Here is a 20,208-nt window from a genome sequence, read left to right on the forward strand (position 1 = left end):
TAGTATAACACATATAACCGTGTTTCAACTAAAAGAGAATCCTTAAAAAATGATAAAATAATTAAAAAACTCTTCAAAGTTTAATGAAATCATTACTTTCAGAAAATAGTGAAATAACGCACATGTAAGCTTTTACATATAATACAACTGTGTTATCTGTTATATTTTGTAGCCAAATAGCGTGACAGCAGGCTTGAGAAATGTTAGCATAGTCATGGGAAAAGACAAAATCAATGGAAGGATTGATATACAATGACTGCAGCTGCAGAAAAAAAAGATCATCAAAAAGTAATTCTTGTCGGAGACGGTGCCGTAGGTTCTAGCTATGCTTTTGCATTAGTTACTCAAAATATCGCACAAGAAGTTGGTATCGTAGATATCAACACAGCAAAAACTGAAGGAGATGCAATTGATCTATCACACGCATTAGCATTTACTTCACCTAAAAAAATCTACTCTGCAACTTATGCAGATGCACACGATGCTGACTTAGTTGTTATCACAGCTGGTGCGCCTCAAAAACCAGGCGAAACTCGTTTAGATTTAGTAAACAAAAACTTAAAAATCAACCGTGACGTAGTAACACAAATCGTTGAATCAGGTTTCAATGGTATTTTCTTAGTTGCTGCTAACCCAGTAGATATTTTAACTTACTCAACTTGGAAATTCTCAGGTTTCCCTAAAGAACGCGTTATCGGTTCTGGTACTTCACTTGACTCAGCTCGCTTCCGTCAAGCACTTGCTGAATTAGTTGACGTTGATGCACGTAACGTCCATGCTTATATCTTAGGTGAACACGGAGATTCTGAATTCCCAGTTTGGTCACATGCCAACGTTGCTGGTTTACAAATTTATGAATGGGTTAAAAACAATCCAGACGTTGATGAAGAAGCAATGGTCAACTTATTCTTCGGAGTACGTGATGCTGCTTACACAATCATTGAGAAGAAAGGTGCTACTTTCTACGGTATCGCAGTAGCATTAGCTCGTATCACTCGTGCTATCCTTGATGATGAAAATGCTGTTCTTCCATTGTCAGTATTTATGAACGGTGAATATGGATTGAACGATATCTACATTGGTGCTCCTGCCGTTATCAACCGTCAAGGTATCCAAAAAGTTATCGAAATCCCTCTAAGCGACAGCGAACAAGACCGTATGGCTGCTTCAGCTAAACAATTAAAAGAAATCTTGGACGAAGCTTTCTCAAAATTAGACGCTGAATAATTTTAAATAAATAATAGAAATGAGGTTGGGACAGAAGTGTTTAACTCCGAGAAATAAGAAGAAATGAACGAAAATTGCTTTTCAAATTTTTGTGAATTTCGGCTTATTTCCGAAGGAGTTGCTTCTGCTCCCACCGTTTATTCGGAGTTAGAGTCTGTGGCAAAACTGATTTTTAGTTTTGTCCCACGCTCTATTTTTTTACAGCAATACTTCATTAAATTTCCACTAAATCATCTCTTCCCTTCGTCTTTTCATGTAAAATATGCTATGATTAGCTCGTTACACCCTAAATTAAAAAAATAAGGAGTTGTCACCATGACAAGATCTTCTCATCGTAAAAAATCAACGCACATTGGCTTATTGTCTGCTCTCGGTGTGATCCTCGTATTGATCAGCTTTTATACCTATCGCAGTACATATTATACAAAACATTTTTTGCCTAATACTGAGATCAATTCGATCAACGTAAGTAATCTTACTGTTGACGAAGCAAATGATAAATTGAAGGATTCTTATTCTAATAAAAAGCTTGCTATTGAAGAGAATGGCAAAGTTTGGCAAGAAGTTGCAAAATCAGAACTCGGCTACAAAGATGACTTTTCTTCTGAGTTGACGCCTCTTTTAGAAAAACAAAATGCTTGGTCTTGGGGAATGACTTATGTCTCCGCTGCTGACAATCAAGAAATCGATCCATTAGATACAAATCACCAAAAATTAGATGCAACGATCGAACAGTTAACTTCTGAATTGACGAACTTAAATAAAGACCGCAAACCTACTCAGGACGCGACGATCGAAAAATCAGGTGATACGTTCACGATCAAACCGGAAGTCAACGGTGACACAATCGATGTAGAAGCTGCTGTCAAAGAAGTCAAAAATGCTGTGAATACTGGAAAAAATGAAATCAATTTAGCCGATTTCCATGCAAAGCCAAAAGTAACGGCTAAAGACCAAAGCTTGGCGGATCAGCTAAATGCGATGAATAAAATCGCTGCTGTCAAAGGAACCTATACGATTAACGGTGACACGTTCCAGATCCCAACTACTGACATCGCTAGTTGGTTGACTTATACAGATGGGAAAATCGGTCTTGATACAGCTCAAGTCAGACAATATGTAACAGATTTAGGAACAAAATATAACACAAGCACCAATGATACGAAGTTCAAAAGTACAAAACGTGGTGAAGTGACTGTACCAGCTGGAACCTATAGTTGGACGATCACAACTGATGCTGAAACTGAAGCTCTTGAAAAAGCAATTTTAGCTGGGAAAGATTTCACTCGCTCACCACTTGTTCAAGGAAGTACGACGGCTGACCATAAGTTAGTTGATACCACATATATCGAAGTTGATTTACAGAACCAACATATGTGGTACTACAAAGATGGAAAAGTTGCTCTTGAAACTGATATCGTTTCCGGTAAGCCAATCACACCTACGCCAACCGGGGTCTTCTATGTTTGGAATAAAGAAGAAAATGCTACACTAAAAGGAACGAATGACGATGGCACCCCTTACGCTAGTCCAGTAAGTTATTGGATGCCCGTAGATTGGACTGGTGTAGGAATCCACGATTCCGATTGGCAACCTGCCTATGGTGGAGAACTATGGAAAACCCGCGGATCTCACGGCTGTATCAACACACCACCAAATGTTATGAGTCAACTATTTGGCATGGTGGAAAAAGGCACCCCTGTCGTGATCTTCTAAACAACTTGCTTTTAGTTTAGCAGTTTGACGATAGAAAAAAATAAAGTTTAATTCCTAAAGTCACGTCACAGAATCTGTGTTACGTGGCTTTTTTTGGCTTTATTATTCTTTGGATGAAAAATAACCGTACCTCTTCTCATTTTTGCAGCGGATCACTTATTAAATACGTTGTAGGTACAAAAAATTTTCCAACCAGAAATTTATGGAACTTCACTCTATTCAAACCATGTTACTCTGTAACTATATTATTAGGAGGATGTAACTATGGTGGAACAAAAAAGCAGTAGGAAACAAAACAAAGCAAATTTACGAAAGGAAGGCGTAAGTGAAGCAACCAACTAAAAAAGTCTTAAGGAACTTATCGCTGGAGAACCTATAAAAAATTACATGAAAAATGAAAAACCAGATATCGATCGCTATAAGGCTGAGGTATATAAAATTTCAGATGACCTCACTACAAAAGAAAATGAGCTACATCAAATCAGTAAACAATTAGAAGGTTCTCAAGATTCTAGAAAAGAAAAAATTAGCGACAAGGAAAAACTTCAGGAAAAAGTAGCGACTACAAAAGAAGATATTCAAACGATCAAAGAAAAAATAGCAAAAAGAGAAAAAAGTTTTTTACATAAATTATTTAAAGGCCCTTATAACACTTTGACAAAGGAACTTCATTTAAAAGAAAAAAATCTACATTCAAACCAACTTATGATTGAAGCCTTATCAACCGAAATTAAAATAGCTGACAAATCAATTCTACATCTTGAAAAAGTGGCCAAAACCTTAAAAAAAGAAATAAACCAAATGAAAGAAGATATCTCTGGAGCAAGCAACATACTGGATAAGAAAACAAAAGAATTACATAGTGGAGTAGCCCAAGTCAAAACTGCTCGTAAAATTGCTGCAAAATACCCCCAAGTAAAACGCAACGCTCAGCCCGCTAGATCCGGCCGTTGATAGACATTACCAAAGATGACCATGATTCAAAACCACAAAAAGAGAATGAGACAAAAGTAAGAAACACTTTTGTCTCATTCCCTAAAAACGAATAAACGGTGGGAGCAGAAGCAACTCCTTCTTAAATAAGCCGAAATTCATAAAAATTTGAAAAGCAATTTCAGTTAATTTCTTCTTATTTCTCGGAGTTAAACACTTCTATCCCATCCTCTAACTATTAAAGAAATACTGATTACAGCTAACGCTTCATCGCTTTTTATTCATCTTCAACAGAAGTAAACACCTCAGACACATCATCGTCATCCTCTAATTTTTCAATTAGATTCTCTAACTTTTGACGTTGTTCTTCACTCAAAACAACTGTAGTTTTAGGAATCATTGTTAGTTCTGCCTGTGCAAGCGTAAATGTTTCTTCTAGTTGATCTCGTACACTGGCAAAATCTTCAGGCGCTGTATAAATCTCAAAAACTTCTGGTGAGATCTGCAAATCCTCTCCACCAACTTCCAAGACCTTCTCTAACATAGCATCTTCGTCAATCGTCAGTCCGGCGCGTTCAATAGCAAGATACCCCTTACGATCGAATAAATAGCCCACAGAGCCTGTTTCTCCCAATGAACCACCATTACGGGTGAAAGCTACTCGCACATTTGTCGCTGTTCGGTTTCGATTATCCGTCAAAGCATGGACTAAAATCGCTACGCCACCCGGCCCATAGCCTTCATATGTCACTTCATCATAATTCGCTTCATCAGCGGTAGTTGTTGCTTTTTTAATGGCCCGATCGACGTTGTCATTCGGCATGTTTGCGGCTTTCGCCTTGTCCACAACTAAACGTAAAGCTGGATTCATCGCCGGGTCAGGTCCACCTGCTTTAGCTGCCATATAAATTTCTCGAGAAATTTTTTGGAATATTTTTCCTCGCTTCGCATCTTGGGCATTCTTTCTTCCTTGGATATTATGCCATTTACTATGTCCTGACATGTTGACTCCTCCTTCTTACTAGTCATGTACTCTTATTCTAGTCTTTCTCCCTGCAAATTCAAAGTCTAAGCCACAAGTTCTGCTTATTTTTTCCTAAAAAAGCCAATAACAAGACAGATCACAATTGCAGTTAAGGCTCCCATAGAATCAAGCATCACATCTTGGAACATTGGCGAACGGCCACCAGTAATCATTTGATGGAATTCATCTAGACCTGCATAGCCGGTTGCTGAAAGCCAAGCTAAAATAGCAGTCAATCCCCATAACTTCAATTTAGGATATACACCTAAAAACAAACTACCACCTAAAATAAAATACGTGCCAAAGTGTGCCCCCTTGCGAATAAAAAACTCAACAAATTTGCTGTAGCCTAAATGATCGATGCTAACGATACTTCCACCGTAAGTAAAGCTTATCCCACTCCATGCAGCTTTAAACGGTTGATTTGGCAACCATTCATCGATTCTTGAAACTTGTGACTGCTGTCCATAAGTCTGTGAGGAGCTATAAAACAGGACAAGCACGATCAACAGTGCAATCACTAGATAAAAGTTGCCATTCTTCATTTGCTTTTTGATTGAATTCATAAGTCACCTCTGTCATTTATCATAGCTCTTTTTTTTACAAACAACAATTTTTTTCTAAAGACTTAAACAGTAAAATAATGATATACTAATGATTGTATTATAAAACGAAGGGAGTTTTTTCATGACTTATTCACTAAACTGGGATTTAGACTCGATTTTTGCTGGAGGCAGCGATTCCGAGGCACTAAACGCACGATTGGAACAACTAGAAGCACAGATCCAAGAATTTTACACACAAACCAGCCAATGGCATTTTTCCGCAAATTCTAACAATGGATTAGTGGCACTATTAAAATTGCAAGAGACTGTGACAAATGGTTTTTCTCAATGTAATAGCTACATCACCGCTTTACTATCTGCAAATGTCAAAGATTCTAAAGCAAAAATCTTATCAGCAAAATTATACTCATTTTTACCTCGTTGGCAATCTGCTGAAACTATTTTATCGAATAAATTTGCAGAAATATCTGACAATAACTGGCAAGAATTGCTACAATCAGCTGAAATTGCTCCTATTGCCTTTCGAATGAACGAAATTAGAAGAGATGGCGATCGTTTACTTTCTGAATCTGAAGAAACAATCATCAATACACTCTCATTAGACGGCTTGAATGCTTGGAGCAGCCATTACGATACAATCGTTGGAACAGTTGTGATCCCATTTGAAGAAGATGGCAAGATAACACAATTATCTGCTGGACAAGCCTTTAACAAAATGATGGGTGATCCTGATCCTCTTGTCCGCGAAAAATTATTCATCGCATGGGAAGAAGCTTGGCAGGAAAAAGCACCATTACTAACAGATACTTTGAACCATTTAGACGGCTTCCGCTTATCGACTTACAAATTTCATGATATGACGGATTACTTACAAAAACCATTGGAGTACAATCGCCTGAAAAAAGAAACACTTGATGTGATGTGGGCAACAATTGAAAAGAACAAACAACCACTTGCGGACTATCTAACAAGAAAAGCGAACCTTTTCGGTAAAGAAAAAATGGAATGGCAAGACCAAGATGCTCCAATCATTTTGGGTGATCTAGAGGAAAAAACTTTTTCTTTTGACGAAGCAGCTGCATTCATCATTGAAAACTTTGAAAAATTCAGTCCTAAGATGGCCGTTTTTGCTAAATCAGCTTTTGAAAAGAGTTGGATCGAAGCAGAGGATCGTCCCGGCAAGCGCCCAGGAGGATACTGTACGGAACTTCCTGAAACACAAGAATCTAGAATCTTTATGACTTACAGTAATTCAATCAATGAAGTTTCAACACTGGCACATGAATTAGGCCATGCTTTCCACAGCAGCGTGATGTGGGATCTACCAACGTTGAATCGCGATTATGCAATGAACGTTGCTGAAACAGCTAGTACCTTTGCTGAATTGATCGTAGCTGACGCAACTTTAAAAGCAGCGAAAACAAAAGAAGAAAAAATCAATCTGCTTGATACGAAATTGCAAAATGCCCTAGCTATGTTCATGAATATCCATTCTCGCTTCATTTTTGAAAATCACTTCTATACTGCCCGTCAAGCTGGATTAGTTTCAGAAGATGAAATCACAAAAATGATGGTGGAAGCACAAAAAGAAGGCTATCAAGATGCATTAGCTACTTATCATCCTTATTTCTGGGCAGCTAAATTACATTTCTTCATTGATGACGTACCTTTCTACAACTTCCCTTATACTTTTGGTTACTTATTTAGTTTAGGTATCTATGCCTATGCAAATAAAAAAGGAACAAGTTTTGAACAAGAGTACATCAACTTGCTACGTGATACTGCTTCTATGACGACAGAAGAACTAGCACAAAAACATTTAGATGTCGATCTAACAAAACCAGATTTCTGGCAAGCAGGAATCGATATGGTCCTAGAAGATATCCAAGAATTTATGGACCTATCAGAAGAGTTTACAAAATAAGGACTTTATCACTTGAAACCAGATTAGCACTAGTAAATCTCTAAGAACAAGAAAGAACTTTCAAAAAAATCCGAACGGACTCTTTAAGAATGCCACTTATTTTTCCGAAGAGTTCCCTGCTAATCTTATCACTATTTTAAACGTAGAATATGAGATAAACGTATTGAGTCTATGATATTTAGCATTGAGGTTGGGACAGAAGTATTTTTTACTTTTGTCCCACAAGCAATGCTAAATATCTTTTTTATAAAAAAGAATGCGGGACAAATCTAAAAATCAGTTTTGCTACAGATTCTCGAATAAACGGCATCCAAAAGTCAGTTTTTTCGAAAATCTCAAAAAAACGAGCAATACAAAAAGCGTATTGCTCATTTTTCTCTCCAATTTCTCAAACCTAAATGATTTTTGTCTCGACCTTTTCATGATTTAATTCAAAATAGCACTATCTAACAAAGAATCAAGAAACAAAGATCCCCGTCATTCCGAAAGTTCCCTCATTTTTATGCTATCACTCATTATTTGAATCGACGTTGATGATATGCATTGTAGAATTTGGAATCAAGTCATCAGTATGGTTTAGAAAATTAGGTTTTAAAGTAACTTTGCTTAATTCTGATTTTGAAAACCACGAGAATATGTTTGAATTCATCTCAAAAGTTTCAGTAGGTAATTCATTATTGGTATCAATAAGATATACAAACATAAATTCGTGGACTTTCTTACTATCGTATGTGTAAAAGTTCTCAACTACCCAAATCAATTGTTTTATTTCTATTGAAATATTTAATTCTTCGCCAAATTCTCTATGAATCGCTTCCTCAGTACTCTCCCCTAGTTTTACATTGCCACCAACCAACGCATAAAAATCGTCGTATTTCTTTTTATGCACCAATATCATCTCGTCATTTATCAGAAAACCACAACTTCTCACCTTGATTGTAACGCCATTTAATGTATACGAAATATCTCTAGTTTCCACACATTACACCTCCAATTCATGTTAATAATTCTAGTCATACCAGTTGGCTAAAACATTATTTTTATTTCAAACAGTTTTTCACATATGCTTTCTTTGACAGTTTCTATTGGTCCACATTCTATCTCAATTTTATACTTGAGTCAATTTCATCATTTTGGAGTAGTGGCGTACTGACCTAACGTATCAACCTGCAGATTAACGTTTGACAGTTTCTAAGGAAAATCAGTCAGCAAAGGAAAGACCCTTTCAAACAAGCTTAGCACTAGTGACTCCCTAGAGATAAGAAACAACTATTAAAAAACATCTGTAATCTTTAAGAGTATGACTTATCTTTTCAAAGAGATTTCTTCTATTGCTATCGTTGTTTTAAACTTAGAGCATGAGATAAATCAGCACCTTTATTTCATGCGCTTTTTGATATATAAAATCCACAACAAAAAAAGAGTTAATCTATTTTCATAGACTAACTCTTTATCAATTCTTACATACTTACTGCAAAATCAGGTGCAAACCATTGAACTGAGCCAACTTTAACACTTTCACCTGGTTGAGGTGCGTGGATGTATTGTCCGCCACCTAAAGCAATTGCTACGTGGTAAGTTCCACCAGGTGAACCCCAGAATAGTAAGTCTCCAGCTTTTGCTTGAGAAACTGAGATTTTAGCTCCAGCATTTTCTTGAGGAACTGTCCAACCACCGATGTCACGGCCAGTTACTTGTTTGTAAACATAGCTTGTGAAACCAGAACAGTCAAAACCGCTTGGATCTTTACCGCCCCAAACATAAGGAACACCGATGTATTTGTAAGCTTCTGCTACGATAGCAGAACCATTTACACTACCAGAAGGTGTTGATGGTGTTGTAGGAGGTGTAACAATAGTACCTTGGTTATTATTGTTATTTGTTGTACCGCCATTGCCAGGTGTTGATGGTGTTGAAGGTGTAGCTGGCGTAGCTGGTGTTGTTTCTTGTGTTGAAGATTCAGGAACTGTTGTACTTTCTGTTACTGATGAATCAGTAGTAGAAGATTCAGTTGATGAACTTTCTGTTGAAGATTCTGGAACTGTTGATTCTTCAGTTGTTGATGAAGACCCAGGAGTCACTACTGCACTTGAGCTTGAAGATTGTGCAGAGGATGATGAGCTTTCAGTTGTTGAAGATTGAACAGTTGATGAATTTTCAGTTGTTGAAGCAGAAGATGCAGCTTGTGATTGTGCAGCTTGTGCAGCGGCTTGTTCACGTGCTTCTTTTTCAGCTTTTTCTTGTGCAGCTTGTTGACGCGCTTGTTCTGCTAAACGAGCTTGTTCACGGATACGTGCTTGCTCTGCTTCAGCTTCTGCTTTCTTACGGTTCAAGTCAGCTTTTTTATCTTCTGCAGTTGCTTGTTCAGCAGCTAATGAAGTTTTCAATACATTTAAATCAGCTTGTTTAGCTAATAGATCACCTTTTTGTGATTCTAAAGTAGCTTGGTTTGCTGATAATTCTTTTTGTTTTGCTTCATTTTCAGCTTTTTTATCTTCTACAGCTTGTTTATCTTGTTTTTGTTGGTCTACTAAGTCTTGGTTCGCTTTGACGATAGATGTCATCGCTTGGATACGACCAACAGCATCAGCTAATGAATCTGCATTCAATACAGCGTCGATGTAGTTTGAACTTGTGTTTTTAACTTGTGTTTCACGTGCTTGTTTTTGGATTGTTGCTTCACGTTTTTCAATACGTTCTTGTAAATCTGCAATTTCTTTTTCTAATTGAGAAGATTCTTTACGTAATGTGTCTTGTTTAGTTAATAGATCTTGTGCTTTTGCGTTAATAGAAGAAACTTGTCCTTCTAATGCTTCGATTTGTGATTGTGCACTTGCTTGTTGATTTTGTAAATCCGCAATTTTTTGATCTTGTTGTTGTATCTGTGAATCAAAATCGTCCGCCGCGGCAGCGATCGGTGATCCTACGGCAGTTAAAGCGATTGAACTTAGCATTACTGCTGATATTAAACTTTTTTTCACTCTTCATTCCTCCGACTGGCTTAATTTAATAAATATCTAAATATATTTAAGTCTTTCTTAACGATAACAAAATTGTACCATAGCAGTATGTCAAGGAGATAATAGTTATGTTACAAAAACATTTCAAAATAAACTATTAACATGACAAAACTGTAAGTTACAAGTGTTATCTTAAAAAATATCAGAATATTTCAAAAATCAAATATAAAAAAAGAAATTATTCATCACTGAATAATTTCTTAAAAGGAAAAACAAAGATAGCAAAAATGATCATATTCAACAATAAAGTCGGTCCTAAGTATCTCGTGATAAAATAGGTGTTATTTACAGAAACTAATTTAAAGATCAATTGGACAGCTAAAGTAAACAATTCATAGCTGGTAACAAAGATGATCGTACTAAAAAATTCTGTAAAGATATTGAAGTGGATCGCCGAACTCATTCCATACATGATAAATACCATTAAAGGGAGAGCAACTGCATAGATCCCGATCACCCCTATATAATACGCATCAAATATGGCTCCTATGATGATCGTCGTGATCAGTAGATAGCGTTTCGGGAATTTTTGGCTGCAAAACAATAAAGCTAAAATCAGAAAATGCGCACTAGCCATATAATCCCCTTTTGACCACTCAACGAACATTCGTGTCAAATGCCCATCAATCAACATCAATAGGAACAATACGATAGGCAGGTAGTATTTCATTGTCTCTTTTTTTAGCATCGGTTATTCCTCCACTAGCCTTTGTACGATCGTCACCACTGATATATCATACATACCGGCATAAGGTTTAACGTATACTTCTCGATCCAATCCAAAACTGTCCGGTTTCGTTTTGACCACTGTACCAATTGGCAGATCTGCTGGTGAGTTTCCGCCTAGTCCAGAAGTCTGTACTACGTCACCTTCTTTGATATTTGTATCGCCAGTCAGCTGAGTGACTACTAAAGCTTGTGTCTTTTCATCATAATTCTTCAACAACCCAAACGCCTCGCCACTAGAAGAAGAGACACGTACTGGAAAATGATTAGAGCTTTCATTGGATGAAGTCAGCAACTCAATTTTAGAAGAAGCATTGTTCACTTCGATCACACGACCGATCAGTCCTTTTTGGGACATGACCGCCATATCGACTTCAATACCATCTTTTGATCCTTTATCAACGATCAACATATCTTGCCAAGTATCCGGTGAACGTGTAATGACATTTGCTGTTACTTTTTCGTAGCTAGCCAATGTTTGGTTCAATTCAAGTTCTTTTTTCAGTGCTTCGATTTCCTTTTGGTAATTTTTGTTTTTTAGTGCTACTTCGTCATAACTGTCGATCTTTTCTTTAAGACGCTCATTTTCAGAATAAGTAGTAAACAGGTTATGGACAGAATCAACCCCATTTTCCACCCATCTTACGGGCGCTGAGATTGCACGATCAACGAATGATACACTGTCATTCACGACGGACTGGAAGAAATTAGGCTTTCCTTCATTCGCTCGTTGGGCAGCGGTCACACTTATTATCGTTACAACAATGATAACAATAACTAAGGTAATTATAATATTTTTATTAGGATTGAACTTCTTCACAAAGACACCTCGAATTAATTAGACTCTTACGCTCAATTTTATCACTAATCGAGGCGAAACAAAAGGTAAGACACCTCTCTTAAGCTTTTTTTTAGCAATTAATTTACCCTGTCATTTTTCCAATCACAGCGACTTGAACTAGCCTCAATCTCTACTTTGAATAACTGCTACAACTCCCTCTAAAAAGGAGAATTCAGCCGTATCTGAGATGAATTCATTACTGGCATAGGAAGTCGGCTGTAAAACATCGGTCGGTTCCAACTCATACTTGCTCTTTCTGATTGCTAACTGCGTAACAGGTGTCAAACAACAGTATGCAAGATATTTCATTTCAGGAAGTTGTGTAATGCTGTGCTCACCTGGCAAATAAAAAGTCAGATGATTTTGCCGGTCGCTTATGATCAATTGTTGCGCATGGGACTTGAAACGTGGCTCTAAAGGCAACCAGAGATTGGCTAACAAATGATCGATCCGACCGCCAGTTGCCCCAATCAGCGTGATCGTTGCCTCAGGGTAGAGCATCAGCGTTTTCGACAAACCTAATTGCGTATCTGTATCATCCTTTTCCGCAGGAGCTTGGATCAGTTCTACGGCCGCCTTCTTTACATGCTTTTTTTCTTGAGGATCCAACGAATCAAAATCGCCGATTGCAAGATCCAAAGGAAAATCATGTTGGATAAGATAAAGAGCGCCTCGATCAATCCCAATATACTGGTCATATTTTTCTTTCAATGCTGGCCACTCTTTAGGTGATCCTCCTGCTACCAACAAGATGTCCATCTTATTTCAACGCCTCTTTTAATTGCTCGATTTGTCCTACTGGATTTTCAGAATTATACACATATGAACCTGCAACAAAAATCTCCGCACCTGCATCTCGGCAGATCTTAGCCGTTTCTGGTACGATCCCACCATCAACTTCAATGGTATAATGCCAATCGTTTTGTTGGCGTAACTCGGCTAACTCCGTAATCTTCTCTACCGTTTCCTCAATAAAGCTTTGTCCGCCAAAACCTGGGTTCACCGTCATAACTAAAACTTGGTCTGCAATGGATAAAACGTGTTTGATCATTGATACAGGTGTTCCTGGATTGATGACCACGCCTGCTTTGACTCCTAGGTCCTTCGTCATTTGCAAGGCACGATGGATATGATGTGTTGCTTCGACATGCACTGTGATGATGTCTGCACCTGCTTTAGCAAATGCCGGGATATAATTTTCCGGATCAACGATCATCAAATGGACATCTAATGGCAATTTTGTGATTGGACGAATCGCTTGAACGATATTCGGTCCAAATGTGATATTAGGGACAAATTGTCCATCCATGACATCCACATGGATATAATCTGCTCCTCCTTTTTCAACTAGTTCGATATCCCTTTGTAAATTAGCAAAGTCCGCGCTTAAGATAGATGGTGCTATTTTCATCAAGATTTCCTCCTATTTTCGTTTACCTTCTTTTTTTGAATACATTGGTTTACGATTTTCTACTTCTTGCAAGAACTGCAAATAATCATCATAGCGTGTTTGCGCAATCTCGCCTGATTCTACACGTTTCTTGACTTCACACCCTGGTTCTTTGGCATGCATACATTCTCTAAAACGACAATGGTGCGCTGCTTCTACAAACTCAGGAAATTGTTTCGGTAGTTCCGTCGCTTCAATGGTCAAAAAATCGATTGAACTGAATCCTGGTGTATCCGCTACGAGACCATCATATAAAGGCAAAAGTTCTACATGCCTTGTCGTATGCTTTCCTCGACCTAATGAGTCAGAGATCTCACCAGTTTCCAAATTCAATTCTGGCGAAATCTGATTTAGCAATGTTGATTTTCCGGCACCAGATTGTCCCATAAAAACAGATAGCCGTTCTGGGAAATAACGCACCAATTCAGCTGTGTCATTTGGGTGTTTTGGCACAATCACCGGATACCCGATTTTTTCGTAGACTCGCTTGATTTCAGCAATTTTAGGATCCTTGGGCGACAAGTCTGTTTTAGTTAGATAAATGACGGGCTCAATTGACTCATATTCCAACAACACTAAAAAACGATCCAATAAATTATAAGAAAAATTAGGTTCAACTAAACTAGTGACAACGATACCTAGATCAACATTGGTTACTGGGGGGCGCACCAATTGATTTTTACGAGGCATTACTTCTAGTAAATACCCATCTGTTTTGTTTTCACTTTCAAATATCACTTGGTCGCCAACTAATGGGGTGATCTTCCGATTACGAAAATTCCCTCTTCCCCTTGTTTGATAGGTTTCACCGTCAGCATAGACATAGTAGAATCCGCTGATTGCTTTTCTGATTTGTCCTTTGATGTTATGCCACCTCCATTTTTCCTTATTTTACCACAGGAAAGAAAAATCATGTGGGGTTCCTCTGATAAACTTCAGTAAATTAGAAAGAGGCTGAGATATGGAGATGTCTCAGCCTCTAAAACTAGATTGAGGTTGGGACAGAAGTGTTTAACTCCGAGAAATAAGAAGGAATTCACGAAAATTGCTTTTCAAATTTTTGTGAATTTCGGCTTATTTCCGAAGGAGTTGCTTCTGCTCCCACCGTTTATTCGTTTTTAAAGAATGAGACAAAAGTGTTTCTTACTTTTGTCCCACGCTCTTTTGCAGATGGCTCTAACTATCGCTAGTTTCACTACTGCTTGTACTATTTTCCGTTGATGAACTTGAACTACTTGAACTTGAGCTACTTGAACTGCTTGAACTACTGTCAGATGATTCTTCTTTAGAACTTGAAGATGCAGGATCAGGTCCTTTTGAATATACCACATTGACAATTGTTCCCTTAGCGACTTTCGCCCCTACACCAGGAACAGTCCGAATCACTTTGTCCTTTTCCACTGTAGGAGAATATTCATACGTTTCATGTCCGATATACTCTGCACCAATCCCTGCTAAATAGCTTTGTGCATCGCTTTTCGTATAGCCTGAAATATCATCCAACGTCTTTGTATCAGGTCCTTGACTGACCCTAAAACTAATATACGTTTGTCCTGGTACGACTTCACCCGATTCTGGTGTTTGACTGATAATTGCACCACTTGGCACAGTATCACTAGGCTCATAACTAGTACCTATATTGCTAGCAATAAAACCTGTTGCAAGAAGTGAATTGAAGGCAGATTCATAAGGCTCACCTACATAGCTGCGTAGCGACACTGTTTCTGGCCCTTTACTTACCTTAAACGAAATCGTATCTGATTCTGGATCTACTTCTGAGCCTTTATCTGGCGTTTGAGAAATAATCTCTCCACTATCGACTTCATCGCTGAATTCTTCTTCTTTTTCAATCGAACTAGAAGAAAAACCAAGTTTTGTCAGCTTTTCTTTTGCCTCATCGTAGCTCATACCGGTATAATCATCTAATTTGATTTTTTTCTTCCCGCTACTTACGTAAAGAGTTACTTCTCGGTTTTGTTTGACCGTTGTTCCTGCTGCAGGATCTGTTTTGACTATGTCGCCTTCTTCGATCTTGTCATCAGCGATCTCTTCTGTCTTGGTAGCTGCTACTAATTTGGCTTTCGTCAATGTTTCTCTTGCGGAAGCTTCCGATAATCCAGAAACGTCAGGAATGACAACTTCCCCTCGTCCGCCTGAAGCAAAGAAAATACTTGTACCGATCCCTAGTAAAGCTAAAATCACGAGTAGAATGATCCACCATTTTTTTCGTTTTTTTGTTTTTACATCTGGAAGAGCTTCATCTTCTGGAACGGAAGGTTGCTCCTCTGTTTTTTCTTTTGGTAGCGGCATGGATTTGAATGACTCTGGCATTGGTGTATCTTCTGTCAATGGTGTGAGTATTTTCGTTTCGTTATCCATGACTTGTGGTTGCCATTTTGGTTCATTTGCACGTGCCGGTGATAATGCTGTCGCAAGATCATCTGACATTTCTTCTGCTGTCTTATAGCGATCTGCTGGTTCTTTAGCCGTCGCCTTCAACACCACATTTTCTAAAGCTTGCGGTATTGCAGGATCTAAAGCTTTGATCGATGGCAATTCATCTTGAAAATGTTTCAACGCGATCGTTACCGCGGACTCACCATCAAATGGAACGCTACCTGTCAGTAATTCATAAAGAATGATCCCTAACGCGTAAATATCTGACTGCTTAGTGGCCATGCTTCCTCTCGCCTGTTCAGGAGATAAATAATGAACCGATCCAAGCATCGTATTCGTTTGCGTGATCGATGTTTCAGATAAAGCAATCGCAATCCCAAAGTCGGTAATCTTCACGACACCTTCATTATCGATCAATACATTTTGTGGCTTTAGATCTCGATGGATGATTTGATGACTGTGTGCTAAAGAAATCGCTGATAAAATCTGCTGCATGATGTTGACTACTGTTTCATATGGAACAGGATAATGTGTCTGGATATATCTTTTTAGATCCATTCCCTTCACATATTCCATCACCAAGTACTGCATATCGTCCTCTTCGCCTACATCATAGACGCTGACGATATTCGGATGGACCAATTCTGTCGCAGCTAGTGCTTCACGCTGAAAGCGGCGAATAGCTGTTTGGTCATTTTGAAAATCGAATCGTAATACTTTTACTGCTACGTCACGGTCCAAGATCAAATCATGAGCTAAAAAGACATTTGCCATGCCTCCGCTACCGATATTTCCAGTGATTTGATATCGACCGTTCAGTTTTTTACCTAGTTCGATCATGCTGCGTCCTCCTTAAATTCGATTAGAAGAACGGTGATATTATCTGCTCCGCCTGCTTCATTTGCTTGATTGATAAGTTCCGTCACTTTATCAGACAATGTTCCTTCTTGATTAACGATCGTCTCGATCATTTCTTCCGACAACATATTGGTCAAACCATCTGAACACAATAAAAGACGATCTTTCAATTGCCAAATATATGTCGAAACATCAACTTCTACCGTTCCTGGCATACCAACCGAGCGAGTCAAAATATTTTTTCGAGGGTGATTAACAGCCATTTCTTCACTGATTTCCCCAGATTTTACGAGTTCATTCACCAAAGAGTGGTCTTCTGTCAGCTGAATGATCTTGCCGTCACGAATGAGATACGCACGGCTATCGCCAACATGTGCAATCGTAAATCGTTCTTCAGATAAAGCTGCAGCCACTATAGTGGTTCCCATTCCATTGTACTCAGGTTGTTCTTGTCCTCTTTGATAGATAAGTGCATTTTCTTCTTGGATTGCTTGGATGAACCACTGAGCGATTTTTTCGTCATCCGTTAAATCTTGTTCTTCCCAAGCATTTCCTAAGTTCAGCACAGCCATCTGACTGGCAATATCTCCCGCACGATGGCCGCCCATTCCGTCAGCTAATATCGCTAGTTTGATTCCTTCTTGATTCGTGAACACACTAGCATAGTCTTGATTCGTATTACGTCGTCTTCCTACATCTGATTGATATTCAATCTGCATTCTTTCACCTCATTACTTTTTACGCAAACAACAAATGAAAAACCCATCTGTATAGAATTGATGTGGATATAAGGTCAACATTTTATCTTCGACTGATGATTGTAGCACAGGATCAATTAAAACATCAATCTTTTCAAAATCTGGATGCCGTTCTAGAAAAGCGGCAATTACTTCTTGGTTTTCTTCTTTCAGGATGGTGCATGTACTATATGTCAATATTCCAGAAGATTTTAACACAGTTGCACAACTTTCCAAAATCTCTAATTGGATTTTCGGAAGATTGGCTAGATCTTTGGCATTTTTTTTGTAGCGGATATCGGGTTTCCTTCTAAGTAAACCAAGACCTGAACAAGGAGCATCTACTAAAATACGATCAAATTCTTGTGAAGAAAACTGCTCTTTAACTTCTCTCGCATCCATTGTCTGTGCATACACCGCAGATGATACTCCTAAGCGTTCAGCATTTTCCTCAATCAATTTTACTTTATGTTCGTGGACATCAAGAGCAGTCACTTCTCCGCCACAAGTCGGATCTAAAAAGGTAGCAATATGCGTTGTTTTCCCGCCAGGTGCTGCACAGGCATCTAAAACATGATGTTCGGGCTCGATTTGCATTGCTGGAGCAACCAACATAGAGCTCTCATCTTGGATCGTCATGACGCCATCGTGAAACAGCGAGCTAGATGCCAGATGCCCTTTTTCAGCAACTACTCCGTAAGGGCTGACGATACTTGCTATAGCAGAGATATCTTCTGCTTGTAACGTCAAGATAGCTTGATCCCTTGCATATCTTCTCGTATCCACACGGCCACTCGCATGACTAGGCTGGTACAAAGAATGCCCCAATTTTTCTGTTTCCTCATAACCCACTTGTTTAATCAATCGTTTCGTCAGCCATAGTGGCAAACTGATCATTGTCGCTAAACGCTCAACAGGGTCTTTGATTGCTTCAACATCTGGTTTTCCTTGTCGTTGGTAGCTTCGTAAGACTCCATTGACGAATTTTCCCGTACCAGGATTGCCTTTCGTCTTAGCGATTTCTACTGCCTCATTAAAAATGGCGTGGGCAGGTACTTTATCTAAAAATTCCAATTGATAGACAGATAAATAAAGCAACGTCTTGACCCAGTCATCCACTTTCTTTGCTTTGGCAATAAAAGGTGCAACATAAAATTCTAATAAACGTTGGCGACTGATAGTCCCATAGACCAGCTCTGTAAAAAGGCCGATATCTTTCGAGTTCAAGTCGCTCTGTTTGATCATTTCATTCAGCAGCAAGTTGGAATAAGCGCCGCCTTTATTGACTCTTTCAAGTGTTATCAGCGCCATGTAACGTACTGATTTTTTCATTTTTTTAGGTATCTTTGCCATTATTTCACCTGCTGTCCAATCTCTACATGCTGTCCGCTACCATTCAAGAATTCAGCAATTGCTTGTTTTCCTTTACCTGCTGGCTGTAACTCCTTGATAGCCAAAACTGTTCCTCCACCACAAGCGATCCAAAGATTTTTTTTGTCTTTTTGGATGATCGTTCCAGGTGCTTCAGTTGTTGTCTCATCAAGCACTTCCACAGATAAAAGCTTCCAACGTGTACCTTCATAGGTCGTGAATGCAACTGGCCAAGGACGCATGCCTCGTACTTGATTATCCACTTCTTCCGCTGTTTTATTCCAGTCAATGGCTTCTTGTTCGCGCGTAATGTTTGGTGAAAAAGTTACATTCGCTTCATCTTGAGGCTGCGGCTTTATTGTGCCGTTTAAAATATCAGGCAACGTTTTTAACAATAATGTTTTCCCTAAAACACTAAGTTTTTCAAACATCGTGCCGACATCATCTTGTTTTGTGATTGGCAAACTTTCTTGGGCATAGATGCCGCCAGCATCCATTTTTTTGATCATTTCCATGATCGTGACACCTGTTTCTTTCTCCCCATTTATAATCGAGTAATGTACAGGTGCTCCTCCTCGATATTTAGGCAATAATGAGGCATGGACATTGATAGCGCCAAATATAGGTGCTTGCAATAATTTTTCTGGTAAGAATTGGCCAAATGCAGCAGTAATGATGGCATCTGGTCGCAAAGCAATGATTTCTTCCATTTCCGCTGAGCCGGAGATTTTTTCTGGTTGAAGAACAGGCAGTCCATGTTTCACAGCTGCTTCTTTGACCGGGGATGGCGTGATTATTTTTTTTCGCCCCACTGGTCTGTCTGGTTGGGTCACTACCGCTACCACTTCATATCCTTCTGCTAATAATCCTTCAAGGATCGGTACTGAAAAAGCAGGGGTACCCATAAATACTAGTTTAGTCATTCAGATGCTCCTCCATATAATCTTCTAATTCTGCTTCTGGTATTTGTTCGATCATTTTCTCTACAAACAGTACACCATCTAAATGATCGATCTCATGCTGAAAAGCGCGTGCTAAGTAACCAAAAGCAGTCACTTCGATTTCTTCGCCTTCACGATCATAATAGCGTACAGTCACTTCATCAGCACGTTTGACTGTTCCATATACATGTGGAATGCTTAAACAGCCTTCCACATCGATACTTTCACCTTTTGCTTCGATGATTTCTGGGTTGATCAGTTCAAACTTATCTCCTTCATCGACTTCAACAACCGCAATTCGTTTGTTTTTTCCTACTTGGGGTGCGGCAATACCGATACCATCATTGGCGACCATCGTTTCATAAAGATTATCTAATAGTGCAACCGTTTCATCTGTGATGACATCGATTGGCTGAGCTACTCGTTTCAATTTATCGTTGGGGTGGATCAATATAGGATAGCGCATGTCTGTACCTC

At 38.7% G+C, this 20,208-nt stretch carries 18 protein-coding genes; 4 read left to right on the top strand and 14 right to left on the bottom strand.

The annotated features are described in order from the left end of the window. Window positions 1-252 precede the first annotated feature (252 nt). From CJZ72_RS04130 to CJZ72_RS04140, 3 genes are all read left to right on the top strand, one after another. The gene (locus CJZ72_RS04130; RefSeq protein ID WP_005875171.1) at window positions 253-1,227 is read left to right on the top strand and encodes an L-lactate dehydrogenase; all 975 of its coding nucleotides are present in this window, start codon (window positions 253-255) and stop codon (window positions 1,225-1,227) included. A 315-nt stretch (window positions 1,228-1,542) separates the two neighbouring features. Beyond that, complete coding sequence (locus CJZ72_RS04135) at window positions 1,543-2,943, top strand: L,D-transpeptidase family protein (RefSeq protein WP_016177744.1); 1,401 nt, start codon at window positions 1,543-1,545, stop codon at window positions 2,941-2,943. Between the two features lie 387 nt (window positions 2,944-3,330). Then, the gene (locus CJZ72_RS04140) at window positions 3,331-3,897 is read left to right on the top strand and encodes a hypothetical protein (protein ID WP_232509781.1); all 567 of its coding nucleotides are present in this window, start codon (window positions 3,331-3,333) and stop codon (window positions 3,895-3,897) included. A gap of 256 nt (window positions 3,898-4,153) precedes the next feature. Here the strand turns inward: CJZ72_RS04140 and CJZ72_RS04145 are convergent, their stop codons facing one another. Both CJZ72_RS04145 and CJZ72_RS04150 read right to left on the bottom strand, forming a co-directional pair. Next, a complete protein-coding gene (locus CJZ72_RS04145) occupies window positions 4,154-4,879 on the bottom strand; it encodes a YebC/PmpR family DNA-binding transcriptional regulator (protein ID WP_081135055.1) in 726 nt (241 codons plus the stop codon). An 83-nt stretch (window positions 4,880-4,962) separates the two neighbouring features. After that, the gene (locus CJZ72_RS04150) at window positions 4,963-5,466 is read right to left on the bottom strand and encodes a VanZ family protein (protein ID WP_016177748.1); all 504 of its coding nucleotides are present in this window, start codon (window positions 5,464-5,466) and stop codon (window positions 4,963-4,965) included. A gap of 121 nt (window positions 5,467-5,587) precedes the next feature. Between CJZ72_RS04150 and CJZ72_RS04155 the strand changes: the two genes are divergently transcribed. Continuing rightward, window positions 5,588-7,390, top strand: coding sequence for a M3 family oligoendopeptidase (locus CJZ72_RS04155; RefSeq protein WP_081135053.1), 1,803 nt, complete (start codon window positions 5,588-5,590; stop codon window positions 7,388-7,390). A gap of 508 nt (window positions 7,391-7,898) precedes the next feature. Here the strand turns inward: CJZ72_RS04155 and CJZ72_RS04160 are convergent. The 12 genes from CJZ72_RS04160 to def form a co-directional block, all read right to left on the bottom strand. Beyond that, on the bottom strand, window positions 7,899-8,369 hold the full coding sequence (locus tag CJZ72_RS04160; protein WP_081135049.1) for an NUDIX hydrolase: 471 nt from the start codon (window positions 8,367-8,369) through the stop codon (window positions 7,899-7,901). Window positions 8,370-8,850: 481 nt separating this feature from the next. Further along, the gene (locus tag CJZ72_RS04165) at window positions 8,851-10,371 is read right to left on the bottom strand and encodes a C40 family peptidase (protein WP_081135046.1); all 1,521 of its coding nucleotides are present in this window, start codon (window positions 10,369-10,371) and stop codon (window positions 8,851-8,853) included. 217 nt (window positions 10,372-10,588) lie between these two features. Then, a complete protein-coding gene (gene mreD, locus CJZ72_RS04170; protein ID WP_005875162.1) occupies window positions 10,589-11,098 on the bottom strand; it encodes a rod shape-determining protein MreD in 510 nt (169 codons plus the stop codon). Between the two features lie 3 nt (window positions 11,099-11,101). Beyond that, window positions 11,102-11,956, bottom strand: a complete 855-nt coding sequence (mreC, locus tag CJZ72_RS04175; protein ID WP_005875161.1) for a rod shape-determining protein MreC — start codon at window positions 11,954-11,956, stop codon at window positions 11,102-11,104. 144 nt (window positions 11,957-12,100) lie between these two features. Beyond that, the gene (locus CJZ72_RS04180) at window positions 12,101-12,736 is read right to left on the bottom strand and encodes a thiamine diphosphokinase (protein ID WP_095443646.1); all 636 of its coding nucleotides are present in this window, start codon (window positions 12,734-12,736) and stop codon (window positions 12,101-12,103) included. 1 nt (window position 12,737) lies between these two features. After that, a complete protein-coding gene (rpe, locus tag CJZ72_RS04185) occupies window positions 12,738-13,388 on the bottom strand; it encodes a ribulose-phosphate 3-epimerase (protein ID WP_081135041.1) in 651 nt (216 codons plus the stop codon). Window positions 13,389-13,400: 12 nt separating this feature from the next. Further along, the gene (gene rsgA / locus CJZ72_RS04190; protein WP_081135038.1) at window positions 13,401-14,291 is read right to left on the bottom strand and encodes a ribosome small subunit-dependent GTPase A; all 891 of its coding nucleotides are present in this window, start codon (window positions 14,289-14,291) and stop codon (window positions 13,401-13,403) included. A 312-nt stretch (window positions 14,292-14,603) separates the two neighbouring features. Further along, complete coding sequence (gene pknB / locus CJZ72_RS04195; protein ID WP_081135036.1) at window positions 14,604-16,664, bottom strand: Stk1 family PASTA domain-containing Ser/Thr kinase; 2,061 nt, start codon at window positions 16,662-16,664, stop codon at window positions 14,604-14,606. Beyond that, window positions 16,661-17,401, bottom strand: coding sequence for a Stp1/IreP family PP2C-type Ser/Thr phosphatase (locus CJZ72_RS04200; RefSeq protein ID WP_005875151.1), 741 nt, complete (start codon window positions 17,399-17,401; stop codon window positions 16,661-16,663). Before CJZ72_RS04200 ends, pknB begins: the two co-directional genes overlap by 4 nt. A gap of 12 nt (window positions 17,402-17,413) precedes the next feature. Continuing rightward, complete coding sequence (gene rsmB, locus CJZ72_RS04205; RefSeq protein ID WP_081135033.1) at window positions 17,414-18,772, bottom strand: 16S rRNA (cytosine(967)-C(5))-methyltransferase RsmB; 1,359 nt, start codon at window positions 18,770-18,772, stop codon at window positions 17,414-17,416. Continuing rightward, the gene (fmt, locus tag CJZ72_RS04210) at window positions 18,772-19,713 is read right to left on the bottom strand and encodes a methionyl-tRNA formyltransferase (protein WP_081135031.1); all 942 of its coding nucleotides are present in this window, start codon (window positions 19,711-19,713) and stop codon (window positions 18,772-18,774) included. Before fmt ends, rsmB begins: the two co-directional genes overlap by 1 nt. Next, window positions 19,706-20,197 carry a peptide deformylase gene (gene def / locus CJZ72_RS04215; RefSeq protein ID WP_005875145.1) on the bottom strand — a complete coding sequence of 164 codons (492 nt, stop codon included), beginning with the start codon at window positions 20,195-20,197 and terminating at the stop codon, window positions 19,706-19,708. Before def ends, fmt begins: the two co-directional genes overlap by 8 nt. Window positions 20,198-20,208 lie beyond the last annotated feature (11 nt).

This window comes from Enterococcus durans (assembly GCF_002277935.1).
GTDB lineage: Bacteria > Bacillota > Bacilli > Lactobacillales > Enterococcaceae > Enterococcus_B > Enterococcus_B durans.